At 32.7% G+C, this 15,471-nt stretch carries 12 protein-coding genes; all 12 read right to left on the bottom strand.

Annotation, left to right across the window (positions count from 1 at the left end):
- Positions 1-20: 20 nt before the first annotated feature.
- Positions 21-1,160: a glycosyltransferase family 4 protein gene (locus BUC07_RS09010; RefSeq protein WP_073168540.1), complete on the bottom strand. Its 1,140-nt coding sequence runs from the start codon at positions 1,158-1,160 to the stop codon at positions 21-23.
- Positions 1,161-1,253: 93 nt separating this feature from the next.
- Complete coding sequence (locus BUC07_RS09005; protein WP_139279520.1) at positions 1,254-2,291, bottom strand: ATP-grasp domain-containing protein; 1,038 nt, start codon at positions 2,289-2,291, stop codon at positions 1,254-1,256.
- Positions 2,282-3,295 carry a CapA family protein gene (locus BUC07_RS09000; protein WP_073168536.1) on the bottom strand — a complete coding sequence of 338 codons (1,014 nt, stop codon included), beginning with the start codon at positions 3,293-3,295 and terminating at the stop codon, positions 2,282-2,284. Before BUC07_RS09000 ends, BUC07_RS09005 begins: the two co-directional genes overlap by 10 nt.
- A gap of 117 nt (positions 3,296-3,412) precedes the next feature.
- Positions 3,413-4,387, bottom strand: a complete 975-nt coding sequence (locus BUC07_RS08995) for a WaaS/CpsH family glycosyltransferase (RefSeq protein WP_073168534.1) — start codon at positions 4,385-4,387, stop codon at positions 3,413-3,415.
- A gap of 85 nt (positions 4,388-4,472) precedes the next feature.
- Positions 4,473-5,621, bottom strand: a complete 1,149-nt coding sequence (locus tag BUC07_RS08990; protein WP_073168532.1) for an NAD-dependent epimerase/dehydratase family protein — start codon at positions 5,619-5,621, stop codon at positions 4,473-4,475.
- Between the two features lie 263 nt (positions 5,622-5,884).
- A complete protein-coding gene (locus BUC07_RS08985) occupies positions 5,885-7,276 on the bottom strand; it encodes a hypothetical protein (RefSeq protein ID WP_073168530.1) in 1,392 nt (463 codons plus the stop codon).
- Between the two features lie 103 nt (positions 7,277-7,379).
- Positions 7,380-8,687: an oligosaccharide flippase family protein gene (locus BUC07_RS08980; RefSeq protein WP_073168528.1), complete on the bottom strand. Its 1,308-nt coding sequence runs from the start codon at positions 8,685-8,687 to the stop codon at positions 7,380-7,382.
- Positions 8,688-8,785: 98 nt separating this feature from the next.
- Positions 8,786-11,101: a GumC family protein gene (locus BUC07_RS08975; RefSeq protein WP_175552503.1), complete on the bottom strand. Its 2,316-nt coding sequence runs from the start codon at positions 11,099-11,101 to the stop codon at positions 8,786-8,788.
- Positions 11,102-11,167: 66 nt separating this feature from the next.
- Positions 11,168-12,112: a polysaccharide biosynthesis/export family protein gene (locus BUC07_RS08970; protein ID WP_083578178.1), complete on the bottom strand. Its 945-nt coding sequence runs from the start codon at positions 12,110-12,112 to the stop codon at positions 11,168-11,170.
- Between the two features lie 69 nt (positions 12,113-12,181).
- Entirely contained in the window at positions 12,182-13,582 is a 1,401-nt protein-coding gene (locus BUC07_RS08965; protein ID WP_073168522.1) for a sugar transferase, read from the bottom strand.
- Positions 13,583-13,774: 192 nt separating this feature from the next.
- Complete coding sequence (locus tag BUC07_RS08960) at positions 13,775-14,185, bottom strand: BT0820 family HAD-type phosphatase (protein ID WP_073168520.1); 411 nt, start codon at positions 14,183-14,185, stop codon at positions 13,775-13,777.
- Between the two features lie 61 nt (positions 14,186-14,246).
- Positions 14,247-15,185 (bottom strand): hypothetical protein, encoded by a 939-nt coding sequence (locus BUC07_RS08955; protein WP_073168518.1) that lies wholly within the window; start codon positions 15,183-15,185, stop codon positions 14,247-14,249.
- Positions 15,186-15,471 lie beyond the last annotated feature (286 nt).

Genomic DNA, 15,471 nt, shown 5'->3' with positions numbered 1-15,471 from the left:
TTCAATTAAATCAAATATTATCAAACATTTACACTATTCTCTTTAACTTCATAAAACAGACTGCTGATTTCGGCTATTTTATTCTCTGTTAAAGTATGAAATTCTTTCACGTATGTTTTAGCTCTTTTCTCTAAACCATTTTGATTTCCGAGACGATTCATTGCTTTTATCATTCTATCAATATCACCATCCGCTGCAAAACCTAATTTTTCCCTTTTAATAATACCCCCCGGATCGACATAAAGTGATAATACCGGTATCCCGCAAGCCCATGCTTCTACAAACACATTGGGAAATCCTTCCATGGGAGAGGTACTTATAAGTGCTTTTGAACTTGCAATATGATGTAATGTCTCCGGTTGAGTTAACTTTCCTAAAAGAGATACATTCCGAAATTTTTTAAGTTTTTGATAAATCCGTAAGGCGGTCTTATCGCGGGGCGATCCAATCACTTTATACTTGTAGGCAGGCGATTTCTTCACCATTTCATAAAAATCCACAATTCCTTTTCTTTTATCAAGGCTTCCTACATAAACAAAATGATCCGGCACTTGATCTTGCTTTAATTGGATTTCAATCTGTTCAAAAATGTTTGAAAAGACCTGCGATTTAATACTCTTTTGAAGTAAAATATTTCTTTGCCCGGAATGTTGAACCAAAACAAGATCTGCTTTTCTTAAAAGCAAAGGATATATTATCTCAGTCAGCAAACCATTGAACATTACCCATAAGCTCAAACGATTTACCAAATAAAAATATTTAATTCTTTTACTGAAATTCGACACATCAAGGTCGGATGCAATTCCTAATATGAATTTTGCCTTTACCTTTCGAGCTGCCCAAAAGGCCAGAAGATGCCTGAAATCGCGGATGCGACAATAATAAACATCTGCTTGCTGTTTTTTTAAGGAGTTATATAATTTTGGCAAACGATGAGTAAAAGCCCTGATAAAAGGCAAACCGGAATTCCAGCCTTTTATTTTAATGACCTTTATTCCATCTGTGGTAATAAAATCTGTTGATGTATCAGAATCTAAAATAACTACTTCATGCCCGCCTTTTACCAGTGCTTTGGCCAGTAATGCCAACTGCAACTCACCTCCCCCAGAAGTATTTCCATTAAGCGCACTTGCTATATCTCCCCAAAAACAAATTTTCATTATTTAAAATGCTCGTTTTTCTTATTACTTGAATTGAAATAATATTGCTGTCCCTTCATTATATAGATGACATGCAAACTAGTCGTTACTTGTTTAAATATTTAATTCAAGAAAATCTTCTAGTTGACATTTTTGGGGCCAACATTGACCTTTGTGCCAGTTTAATTTTTCATCCCAGTGGCCGGGACAACTTTGAACAGCTGAATCCACAAAACAATAGCTGATTTCATTAATCCATGGTTCTTTTTCTTCATCATATATGAAATCATAAGCCATCGTATTAAAATTAAGCTTTTTTGAAACAGAGAATGCAATTTCGATACAGCGGATATCTATCTTATCGGGATTGACATCAATTTTACCACTACCAGAGGCTCTGAAATCATTTTCTCTTACAAATCTTCTGAATGCAAATGCCCTGTCCCCAATAATCGTTATTCTGGTATCAAAAGTATTATTTGGCAAATATTTCTGAAACAAAATCGAGTCTTTTTGTATCTGCCATTCCGGATATTCAATTTTTTCTTTTATCAGATTAAGTTTTAATAAAATTGATTTTAAAGTTGCTTTTCCATAATTAAAATAACCCACATTGGATATGGACGTTAAATTCGAACGATTCTGTAAGCCTCTTACCTTAACGCCATCATTAAAAACCTGATCAATAATTTTTTTCCCTTCGCCAAAAGAATTTAAAATAACCACATTGCTTGAACTTGCTCCTTTTGACAATTTCGCAATGATTGGAAATTCTGTTTCATTCAGAAAATTATAAGCGTGATTATTATTCCAGAATACCTGAGAATCAATGATTGGGAAACCATGACTTTTTAACAGATAGTACTCTTTTATTTTGTTTTCATATGACCAGTAAGTTTCAAAATTTGGATAGCATTTAATGTTAAATACATTCTGTGCAATATAAAATAATGATTCATAAATCAACATATCTGTATCGCCCTGAGTATGATGAAATAATAAATGCGAACATGATTGCAGTTCATCAAATAATGTATAAGAATTAGGATCAATTAGTTTAAAATGTATATTATTTTCATCCAGTATTTCCTTATATCTCTCACTGTAAGGACATAACCGATTATTTGAATTTAAAAGAAGACCTACTTCCATACCATGTTTTTTACTAAATTTGGAATGTGTGGATTGTTAATATAGTCTCTTATTCTTCTGTAAATTTTCCTTTTTTTGAGGTGCTTCTGTATAATCTGTTCATATTTATCATGATCCAGATTTTGTCTTAATTGAATGTATTTGTCGAGCGGGGTAAAGGGTAATTCAAAAACCCGGTCAAAGATAAAAATGTATTTCTTAACTTTAAATTCCATGCTATTCATATCAATTAATGCTCCCCAGGATATTCTGTTCCATAACATCAGATTTTTATTATAAGATGATTGAGGATTGCCTCTTTCATCATAATACGTTGGAATATTTTTCAATGCTGGCATAATAAAGTTTCCTAAATTGTATGCGATGATTCCATTTTTATATTTTTCGATCGGCTGAGGTGCATGGGCATGGGTCCCAATAATTATATCTGCCCCTGCATCAATTAATTTCCTGGCTTTTACAATTTCCTCTTTTAAAGGATAAGAAGATTCTTCCGCCCCCCAATGTATATAGATGACTATTCTGTTTACTGACTTTCTTAATTCAATAATACTGTCAATCAATTCTTTTATATCCAGAGTATCCAAATGAATGCCATTTTCTATATCAATAACAGGAGAAGTTGACGGGCATACTGCAGATAGAAAAGCAAATTTATTTTGATTAATTTCAAGTATTAAGGGTTGATAATTATCTTCTGCTTTTAAGTTTAAGCCGAACCAACTGATCCTATATTTTTCAAGTTCATTTAAAGTTGACTCCAACCCTTTTTTCCCATAATCCAGAATGTGGTTATTTCCTAAACTTACACTGATTAATTTACCATTAAAGATAGTGTTTAAATGATTTTCACTGGCATTTAGATTTATTTTCCCCGGAACCGGGTTGCCAACCATTGTTATCGGGCATTCCAAATTGATTACTGTTGGATAATGATTTATAAACTTAAATAGTTTGTGTGGGACCACATCTCCTAAAAACAGTATTGATTCTTTCTCGTCCATAAATACATGATTACTTAAAATAATTCTAAATTGTAATTCGTGAAATTTTCTTAAAGAATATATTTTCTTAAAGAATTTAAATCCATGCCAAACCAGACTTCCATAAAAAAGGTTTATCTACAAATCAGTAATGTTTTTAATCCAATTATCTATTGAATATTTTTCAAAAGAAGGGTCCCAACTTGGTATATAAGAATGAATAAAATCAAAATCAAAATCACTTAAATCTGGTTTAATTATTTTTATCCTTTCCGAATCATAGAAAGGTTCTCTTTTAATATATTCATTGGTTGTAATAAGAAGTAAGCCAGCTGCGATAGTTTCAAATGTGCGCATGGTTAAACCTGTTTGAATATCCATTGGATAATCAATCATCGACACTGAATTACTCATAATTTCTACTACTGAATTTAAGGGCAGAAAATTTGAACCTATATATTTAAATGTTGATGGGTTTTTAAATAACAATTTGAGATTCTTTTTTTTGTTAGGTGAATAGAAATAAAACTTGTGTTTTACTTTTTTATTTTTATTATTTAATAGCTTAATAAAGTCCTGAAAAAATTCATATCTACCTTTGTTAAAGTATGTACCTATAAATGAAATATCAAATTTCTTAGGATGATTTAATCCTATTTTTTTAAACTCAGGCAAATAAAAAAGTGGGTGATAATTAAGCTCATACTTTTCACAATCTTTAATGTCAAAGGAATAAATTATATCAAAATATTTTTTATACGGAAGAAAATCAAATTTTTCAACAGAACTCCAGTTATAATTAATTTTAGTTGCGTTTGGGAAGTGAAAAATAAGTCTTTGGAAAAATTCATGTTCGATCATAAAAGGAGCTTTTATCAAAATGATATCGTAACTTCTTTTTTTGATATAGTTAAACATTTCATTTATCTTACTTTCACGTTCTTTAGTATAGGAGGAATGATCTACCTTTCCAATAATTCCTTTTCTATTAAACTCATCATAGGAGAAGAAATCGACTGAATTGCAACTTCTTTCAAATGCTTCTTTAATACCTCTTGTATAAATGGTTTTGTTTGCATCAAAATATAAAATATTTGCTTTGGTTAAATTCATTGTGGATTAATATTTAAAGTTAATATTTTCAAAAAAAATGTAAAAATTTATATTAAATATTATGATTGCTTTTCTGTAGTTTGAACTACTTCACGTTATGTTCAAAATACAAGTTGAAATTTTTCATCTCTTCTAAACTCTTTTCATATTTTTTAAAAATTTCTGCTTCATTTGAAATAATGATCCAATCTATTAAACTACAAATTCCTTCTTCTAATTTAATTGCAGGTTTAAAGTTTAAATCTTTTTGTATAGCCTGAATGTCAGCAAAGTTATGCCTGATATCACCTGCTCTGAAAGAACCTGTGACTTGATAACCTGCGTTACTCTGTATATTTTTAAAAATTAAATTAACGATTTCAAGGACTGTCGTTTTTTGCCCCGTACCGACATTATAAATTTTATTTTTTTTATTAATTAGTAAATCATAATAAATAGCATTAACTATGTCATTAACATGTATAAAGTCTCTTGACTCCAAACCATCTTCAAAAACATTTATCTCTTTGTTTTCCAAAAGTAATTTTGAAAATATTGCTAAAATGCCAGTGTATGGATTATTAACTGACTGTCCCTTTCCATATACGTTCTGAAATCGGAAAATCGTATAAGGTAGATTAATGCTTTCACATAATGTTTTTACCAATTGTTCCTGATTAAATTTTGTAATTCCATAAATTGATTTTGGAGATATCGCACTTTTTTCGTCTGTTGCTAAAGATGAAACCTCCCTGTCGCAAAATGGACATTTACATTCAAATTGTCCCTTTTGCATGTCTTCAATTTTACGAGCATCCGGATAAACATTTCCATGTTCGATACAGTAATATTTGCCTTCTCCATATACTGCTCGGGAAGATGCTAAAATAAATTTTTTAATATTACTCCTATTTTTAATTATACTTTCAAGTAAAACTGCTGTTCCAAATGAATTAGTTTTTACACAGTTCGAAATATCATACATAGATTGTCCTGTTCCTGTTTCCGCTGCTAGATGGACAACATAGTCAACTTTATTTACAATAGTATTCAAATACTTACTTTCTAAAATATCTTCCTCGATGAATTCAGCCTTATTTAAAATACTTTTATATAAAAAAGAATCATATTTGAATTGCCCATGTATTTGTGGATTGAGATTGTCAATAATAAAAACTTCATGCCCTTCTTCATATAAAAGATTTGTAAAATACGATCCGATAAATCCAGCACCTCCTGTGATTAAAATCTTCATTTCATTATTATTTTTTCAATTCCTATTATTGATCTTTTTTTAAAGTTCACTTAAATTAAATGTAAAAGATAAAAGTTCTTTTGATTTTAACTTCTGATATGTTTTAAATCAAGTAGGGTTTAATATAAATTGTGTCCCACAACTTTCTTTTAATTTTTATAAAATAAAATACAAAGAATGTCTTATTATATTTTCACCCAATGGATTATTAAAATACATTATTCTGGTCGCTTATTAAAGATCGGCGATTTCCAACAAAAGGTTTACAAATTAGCGCTTTTATTAAAAAGCACAATCTTGTTATTTGTTTTATATCTTCTTTGTGACTCAAAATTTCCAAACATCCAAAAGCAGCTAATTAGAGGTAAAAGTAATATTGAATAACTTATTGAAATAAATAAAATCAAAAAGAACAATAAAAACTTACCCCTATATTTATAGTGCTCCGAGAGGAAAAAAGAACTTTTTATAGTCAATAAGATAAAAAAAACAAACCCCGCCAACCCACTCTGTGCCAACAAATTACCAATTCCGGAAATCACAGAGATATTTGCTCCAATTTTAGCTGTCCAGCTTGCTTCCGGCCCTCCGCCCATAATACCCAGCATCGGATTTTTTTTGAAATCCTCAAATGCAATCATAAAAGATTCAAAGCGCTGTGGATGGATTTGCTCTTCACTATTAATACTTCTCAATATGGTCATTTCCATATTAGTACTATCATCACTTAATTCCACTATTTTATCGGCCATAAAGGGTAAGGAAAGAATTAAATAAGCTCCAATAAGAACAACAGGAAAAACCATTAAGATAATTTTGACATTATTATTATAATAATAATGCAGCAATATGATCAGTAACATGGCAAAACCGGTGGTTGATTGCGTGGTAAAAAGTGCAGCCAATAATACCCATAACCGGGTGTTGCTGTTTTTATCGGTTTTTGTAATAAAAAGATTGATAAATATGGCCAGGCTGAGATAAACCGCAAATGCTCCCGGCTCCCAGGCATAACCACAATTTCTGGGGATGCCCGAACCTAAATTATTTCGCAGGTTATAATCAAAAGGCTGCACAGAATAAACAATGGCATTTAATCCCCCACCAGAAACAAAAGAAAATGAATTTACGCCCGGGATCTTACTAAATATGCTAAAAAGTGAATCTCCTCCCAAACCGAATTGAATGCTCCAAAAGATCAATCCCACTATTGCCAAATAAAACAGCCAGTATTCATAAATCCGTAAAAAATTAAATTTCAAAACTTTATAACACACATAAACAATCACGAACAAAGTAAAATAATCCAAAAAAATGGTAATCCGTATCTGACTGTACTTTAATGAAATGGCCAAGAAATAGATTGCAAGACCTAATATCAGGAAATAAAACCGTTTGTCGGGCCATATTTTCCATTTAATTGCCAAAACAACGCTTAACCCAACCGGAATTACATAACCAATGAAATTACCCTTGATTGAAGCAGCTTCACGAACAAAAGTGTTGGAATATCCGGCATAAAAGATTAAGACCAAAACAAAGAAATATTCAAAAAAACCTATTTTTTTTTCGAAACTGTCATAAAAGGTATTTTGTGAAAATACTTGTAACACTTTTATATTTTTTTGATTTTCTACAATGAACCGTTGATTCATCAATAATTTTTAATAAAAAGAGTTATTTATTTATCCTTAAACTGATAAACTTTTTAAATGTTAAAAATATTACTAATTTTTCCTTTCAAGTCTTTATTCAAATTTAATTAAAGTCCTTAAGGCTGATAATCAACTTTCTATAATACCAACTCATGCTTGATAAATAGATTAATCCTGAAAAAAACAGAGTACAGGCAGCGCCTGTTTCTCCAAATCGGGGAATTAGGATCAGATTAAATGCCATCGTGCTTAACCCAACGAGAAATGAGCTGTTTCGCAATGCCCCACCCTTTCCATGAGCGCCCAGAAACCGATTAAAAAAATCAGCCAGACCGGATAGGATAATACCAAAACTAACAATATAGGTAAGCGATATTACCGGATGAAACTCCTGCCCGTAAAAAATATTGATAAAGGGGCTAACCAATAACAGAGTCAATAAAAGTGCAGAAGCGCTTATCAGGATGGTAACCCATATTAACTTTCGGGGAATATTTTTGCTGGTTGAAAAATCTTTATAATGGGTTGTGGCAATTACATTTGGGATAAAACTTAATGGCGATGCGATGGTTGCAGCAAGCGAAAAGTAGCCCACCCCACTATTGTCCTTTGCAAAATAGCTAATTAAAATTCCGGTCAGCTGAGCAAAGCCAACAGAAAAAAGACTGCCAAGGTAAACATTGAACCCATAGGTTTTATTATAATAAAAAATTTCTCTCATCCTCGTATTTAAATTCTTGAAGGATGGATTTATTTTATAAATAATATAAATAAATACTAAAATTTGAGTGATTAGGAAAAATCCAAGAATAATTTGCAATTTATTCCCTGTATAATTAAGAAAAAATGAATAAATTATCAGGACAGAAATGAAAAAGCCAAGTTTAGGGTATAACCTCGAATTGGCAAGCAGTTTAATTTTATTATCGGCCTGGAATAAAACCTCGAAATAAACTACTAATAAAAATATCCAGGAAAATGGGATAATAAATATTAAAGTATTTCGTAGTCCCTTTTCATTAATATTATTATCAAAAAATGCATAACTTATTAAAAAAATACTCATTATAATAAAAAGGATACTAAGAATTATTAGCATTGCTCCATAATACTCTTTGCCTTTCATTAAGTCATGATTCAAAACCAAAGCCCTGTTCCCAGCCTGAAAAAAACCAAATGAAAATATTACAACTGCTAAATTAAAAACATTTAATAAAAATTTGAAGTCGCCATAAGATTCTGGCCCTAAAAAACGAGTTATTATCATACTGGAAACAATAGATAAAGGAATACCAATTACATTGACCATTGATAAGGCCATTACCTGCTTGAATCGTTTGTTTTCCAGATATCGTTTAGAAAATATCTTTTTTGTTATCCGTGTGCTAAGGCCAGGTTTTTCAGTTGCCATTTTAATATTTCTGCATTGTTGGTTCTTAATTTTTTATTTAACAGCTTAGATTTTCTCATTCCCATAACTACATTGTAGCGAATTTAAATACAGTCAATTCACTTTTTGTAATATCCATATCCCATTTGTTCACTCACCAGCTTATTGTCGTTTAAAACAATATATACATTGTTAATATCTTTATTTTTAAGCTCACTGAGTACCAACCGGAGTAATTTCTTTTTGGTTACATTGTAGCGGGTAACAATCAAATTTAAATTTGAATATCGTATTATTGCGAGAGCATCAGAAACCTGGGCCAACGGGGGAGAGTCAAGAATTATATACTCATAGTTCTTTCTAAGAAAATCAAAAAGGTTTACCACCATTTCTTTTTCCATTAAATCAAGCGGATTTGGAGGAACCGGTCCCGAATGAATAAAGTCGAGATTTTTAAATTCGGTTTTTTGGATTATTTCGTTCAGCGCCACCTCTTCGTTTAAAAACAGGCTTAACCCGGTTGTTTTGTCCACTTTTTTAATAACTGAGTGCGAATTACGAAGATCGAAATCAAGCAAAATGGTTTTCTTCCCCATTTGTGCATAGGATGCTGCGATATTGAGCGCATTAAAAGATTTACCTTCGCCTGATAAACAAGAAGTCACCAAAATGGTTTTGTGTGAGCTGCCATTCATCGCAAAATTAAGATTGGTCCGCAGTGTACGAAAGGTCTCTGCTGTTTTATCATTCGGTGAAGAAACAAAAACGTTTTTTTCTTTGCGCTCACTGAAATGAAATACTTTCCCAACCACAATTGCGTTTGTAATGTTTTCTATATCTTCCTGCGTGGTAATAGTAGATTTTAAAAAACTTTTGAATAATAAAATACTGAATGGAAAAGTAAACCCCAGAAATAAAGCGATTAAATAATTCATCATATTTTTCGGCGAAACTGGTGATAGCCCAACCATATGGGCAGGCTCAATAACCTCGTTATCGGGTAAATTGGAGGCTTTGGTAATTTTAGCTTCGGCTTGTTTCTCAAGCAGGTAGTTATAGATGGAATTATTGAGATTGTAGTTTCGCTGAATTCCGCCCATTTGCATTTGTGTTTCGGGAAGTTCACTCATCTCCCTTTCTATTCGTTCAATACGACTCTGCATTTCGTTAATTGAAATTTCATTGCTTCGGGCAGCAGCGGCAATATTCTCTGAAACGGTATTTTTAAGGTTTTTTATTTGAATATCAAGGCGGTTTACAATGGGGTTCCGCTGTTGGTTATTTTGTATAAGGTTATCCTTTTGAGTTTGTGCAGTAGATAGCTCTTCTATCAAATTATTGAGCAGCGGATCCTGAACTCCCATAGCTGAGGGGGGCACAATCTGTGTATCATCTGAATTATCACTGTTATATTCTTTGATGTAATCGTAATAACGCTTCTGCGTCATTAGTTCAGCCAATTGATTTTGCAAATCCAATCGCTGTTGGGCCAATCTAGTCGATTGTTCATCGATATTCATTAATTTATTTTGAGACATAAATTTCTGAAGGTTGTTTTCTGTTAGGTTCAAAGATGCAGACACTTCGTCCAATTGCTCATCAATATATTCAAGGGTCATATTGGCAAGGTGGTTCTTTTTCTCCAGGTTCGATTCAGAGTAAACCTGAATTAACTCGTTGATAATATCTTCACCGAGTTGAACAGAATTAGTTTTCATACTTATTTCGATGAATGTGCCCAGCCTATCAGGAATATTAAATTCCAACTTTTGTTCATAATGGCTTACCAGTTGCTTAATAGTGGAAAGTTTAAATGCAAAACGACGGTTATCACTGGATAACAAACTGTCGTTTTCATTGATTGTTACCAAAATCTTAAAATCATCTGTTTCAACAACTTGCCCCACATTCCCATTAATACTAAACTCCAAATCTTTTCTTTCTCCAATCTTATGCCCGGTATTATAATTATAAACCATGGCATCTTGCTTTTCAACCTTTAATGCATAACTTCCATCCGAATTTAAAATAACATCAAAAACAGGCCCAACGAGTTGTGGATGTTCCTTAAAAATAAATACTTTAAATGGTGACTCATTATAGGCATTGTAATACTGGTAATTTTTATATTCATAGTAAGATACTTCTAAATTCAGGTTTCTTACCGTTTGCGAAATATTTGGAAAGGATTTAATTATTTCTAATTCATTCTGGATATTTTGACTCCTGGAGAGTAGTTCGCTGTTTATATACCTGGATTCACCACTGGAACTGCTACTTCCCGAATTATCTTTTAACAATAGAGTGGCGGATACCTTGAAAGTAGGTATTGAATACCAGTTGTAAAAATAAGCAATACCCAATGCCACAATAATGCACGATATGACAATCCAAATATTTTTAAAAAATAGTTTAAAAATATCTTGAATATTCAAGATATTTTGCTCTGGTAGCTTCTGCTGATTCATAATGAATTTATAATTGATTTGTGTGTTTAAATTTTATTGACCAAACACGGTGTAAAACAAGATTCCAGTTGACAATGTTGATAACAAAATCTCAAATGGGAACTGGCGCATACCCCAGAATTTTTTGCGCATGGGTTTCACATACACCATATCATTAGGCCGAATGTAATAGTATTCAGATGCCATCAATGTGGATGATGTCAAATCAATGTTGATGCGTAAATTCTTCCCCTTTTCGTTCCGTGCAAGAATCACATCATTACGGTCTCCATACTCAGTAATATCTCCGGCAAGGCCCAGCGCATCAAATATGGTGAATTTTTCCTGTGAATATGTAAAATGACCTGGGTCCTGAACTTCTCCCAGTACCGAGACGAAGCGGTTTACTAATTTTACTGTAACTGTTGGTTGGCTTAAAATATGCTCTAATGAATCTTGCAAAATGGCACTAACCTCAGGAACGGATTTGTTCTCAACCTGAATATTCCCAACAACAGGCATTCGTATAAACCCCTCCCTGTCAATAGAATACGACATAAGATAGGCTCCATAGGGCTGAATATTTCCATCAATGTCGTTACTCTCTTGTACACCAAGTTGTTGAAAAACATTTGTCGAAGGGTCGTCCAAGCTTTTTATCTGTATGTAAAGCTCATCTTTAGGTTTTAACTTATAATCCGGCACTTTGGCATCATAGAAGGTTTTGACATTTCCCTGCTGGCTGGAATCATCACGCAGGTATTCCACATTCCTTTGTGATACACAGGACGAAAAAAGCAATATGATAGTTAAAATCATTATCGGGAATATTCTTAATTCTTTAATGAGCTTGCTGAATTTAGTTATTCCAATGATGTGCAGATGCTTTTCTGTAAAGCTATTCATTTTCATATAATTATAATTATTAACTGTTAAAGGTATCACATGGGGCACTGTCTGGTCAGGCAGGCTCGCCTCCGCCGGCCAGCGGATAATCATTTTTCTGGGGGGGGGGGTATTTTCCCCATGCCTGTTTCTTTTTGTTTTTTTGATGATAAATCTTGATGTTTATTGTCCATCGCCGGTTAATACAACTTTTACCGTTTTTAATAAAATGATGAAGTCGAGTTTAAGAGACCAGGTATCAATGTATTGCATATCCATTTTCATCCATTGATCAAAGGGTATATTATTCCGTCCTGAAACCTGCCAGACACATGTAATACCTGGTCTCATGCTTAATCTTCTTTGTTGCCATCTTTCGTATTGTTTTACTTCTGTGGGAATAGGTGGTCTTGGGCCAACAATTGACATTTCCCCTTTAAGCACATTTAAAAACTGAGGCAATTCATCTAACGATGTTTTCCGCAAAAATTTGCCAATTTTTGTAATCCTCGGATCATTCTTAATCTTAAATACCGGCCCGTCCTGTTCATTCTTATCCAGCAATGTTTTTTGTAATTCTTCGGCATTAACTACCATTGTTCTGAATTTATAGCAATAGAATTCTCTTCCGTGGAGGCCAGTCCGTTTTTGCATGAAAAGAACCGGTCCACCATCCAATTTGATTAAAATGGAAATGATTAACAACAGTGGAGATAAAATAACAAGAATGAAAAGGGAAAATACGAAATCAAGAATAACCTTAAACTTCAACGCCAAATAATTATCCGGGGTATTTCGGAAAGTTAAAAAGGGCATCTGGTTTAAAAACGAGAGCGTTGATTGCATTTTTACGTAATTCAATAGCATCGATTGCATTCTAAATACTACACCAACTTCTGCACATGAATAAATAAATCTCTGAATCTCATGCTGATCCAACGAACTTTTACAATAGAAAACTTCGTCAATTGTACTTTCGTCAATTACTCTGGATAGATTATGCTCATAAGGAATGATATTGAATTCGCTTTTATATTTATTAATTAATGCTTCGTCATCTGACATGATGGCCCAAACCCGATATCCCCAATCTTTTGTTTCAATCAACCGATCAATAAAATAATAGGAATCAGCGTCTGCAATAATTAGTATTTGCCTTGTATTCCTCCCTTTTCGCCTAAGATATTTCATTGCGACGGATAGAATATATTTGAACGAGTACAATACAATAAAGTCCAATAATGCAAATACCCCCAGTACCAATCTGGAGATTGAATCAAGATTTAAAATTTCAACTGAAGCATATAACAGTATGCTCCCAATAAAGATAATCGTGAAATATTCGACAAAACTAATTGAGTGCATTTTTATACGGCCGACTCTTCCCAGGTTAGCCTGCTCCAAAAGTAAAATCCAAACAGGGATAAGGATAAACATCACTATTTTGTACTGCGCAGGATCCCACATAATGGGTTTCAAAAAGATGTGGGTTAATTTCACCGCTGCCCAAAAGCATCCCAAAGTCAAAATTACCTGAAAAACATTGCTTATTTTTTCAAGTACTGGTTCTCTTTCTTTAAGCATGATAACGGAATTTAATTGACTGAAATATTAATTGTAAAGAAGTATCACTATTCGTGATCTTTTTAGTGCAAATGCATTAACCTACCCCATAACAGGTTAGTATGCCTTATTTTAAAGTTTGAAACATCAGGACTACCACGAAAATTGAAACCCGACGCATTAATACAAGGCCGCCCCCATTAAATCTAGTGGTTATAGATGTATTGCTAATTTCTTTTTTAGAAAATTGCTGTTAAAAAAAATTACTTTTTTTTCGGCCTTATCGTCATTATCAATTATGAGTTCATATATTTTCCCCCATTCAGGAATGCCCAGGAGGTTGCGATCATCAATGTATAAATCAGCGTAAATTTTTCTGCTATAGGAGTTATCAAATTCTTCATCTTCAAAATTATTGTTTACAGCATGAAATGTAAGTCCCCTCTTTTTACAAAATTGAACTGCCTCATCCAATTCTTTGCCTGAACGATGTGTCCAGAGAATAATTTGATGTCCTTTTTGCTGTAAAAGGACTAATGTTTTAATCGCAAAAGGTATTTCTTTCCCAATGGATGGGTATTTATGTTTTACAATGGTTCCGTCAAAATCAACTGCAATTATCATATTTTGTGCTTAATTAATTGTATAGTTCACTTAATATTAACCCGTTAATCAATCTAATGATTTATGTAAGACTCCTAATAAAGCTGAATTTTGTTGTAGTATCACATCCAATACTCTCTTTGAAATTACACAAGCCAACGTTGGGAGTACAATTTTCGGAGGAAGGGCCTAAATCAATAATCTTAAAATCGTCATGATAATATTCAAATATTTTATGAGCAAGGTAGTTCATAGTTCTTAAATGCGAGTATTTCAGGTTGTCGCCCCAGTAAGCAACCTGGACAACAGATTGGCTTACATGAAAAACGATGGCGGCACCAATTGGAAAATTTTTAGCGTTATACGCAATAAAAAAATCGGTATTTATTATGGCCGTGTACATCAAAATCTCCTCCCAACTCATAGTAAGAGGTAGTTGTTTGGTTTGTTTATTCAGTTTAATTACCTGATACGCTATTCTTTTTTCAAGAAGGTTTTCGCACAGGTGAAAATTCAGGTGTTTTTTTAGTGCTTTATTCAGATTATTTCTGCCATTTCTCCAAAGATTATTTTTGTAATTATCATCGAACTTTCTTGTAAAGAAAATATGATTCAATTCAATTTTCAAAATATAAAAATCTTTGTGGAAGAGGCAGTTTATCTGTTTTGAGATAAAGTTTTCATCGTAAACAGGTGGCGGCAGAATCAAGTTAATAGCCTTAAGGTTTTTTGACTTCCCCCATTTAACAAGCAAATCGATGGCGTTTTCAAGATAAGATATTTTGATATCGCCACGTAAATGTATAAAACCACCAAAAGGAGCAGAAAAGGCAGAAAGGAATGCACCTCCTCTAACGCCACCGACAATACCCAAGCGATATTTATTTTCTTTAAAGAGCAAATAATGAAGCGATTCGCATTTATGTTTGTTCAAGTAGTTAAAATCAGCATTCCCGTATATATAAAATGGGTTGCTAATGATATTGCCAAATTTTTCATGTGTTACTTCAAAAATTTCCATTTTTTGTGTTTTAAATCCCCCTCAGGCAGTGAGCTTCAATTTTTTATTCAAGCCAGGGCTAAACGAATTAGCGTCCTATGAAAAATCTTATAATTTAATTCTCAATCAATATAAAGTAAAAAGTTGGCAATCAGGATTCTGTGGTCTTTTCCGTTTTCAGTTGATATCATCATTAAGTAATAAATAGGATTAAATGCTAAAAACTAGCCCGGATTATTCACAAATAATCCCTATCTCTCCCGATGACTATCGGGACGACTAAGATTCAGTAAAACTTTTTTAAAAG

Origin of the sequence: Tangfeifania diversioriginum, from assembly GCF_900141875.1 — a bacterium.
Classification (GTDB): Bacteria; Bacteroidota; Bacteroidia; order Bacteroidales; family Prolixibacteraceae; genus Tangfeifania; species Tangfeifania diversioriginum.
This window is presented reverse-complemented; position numbering and strand designations above follow the sequence as displayed.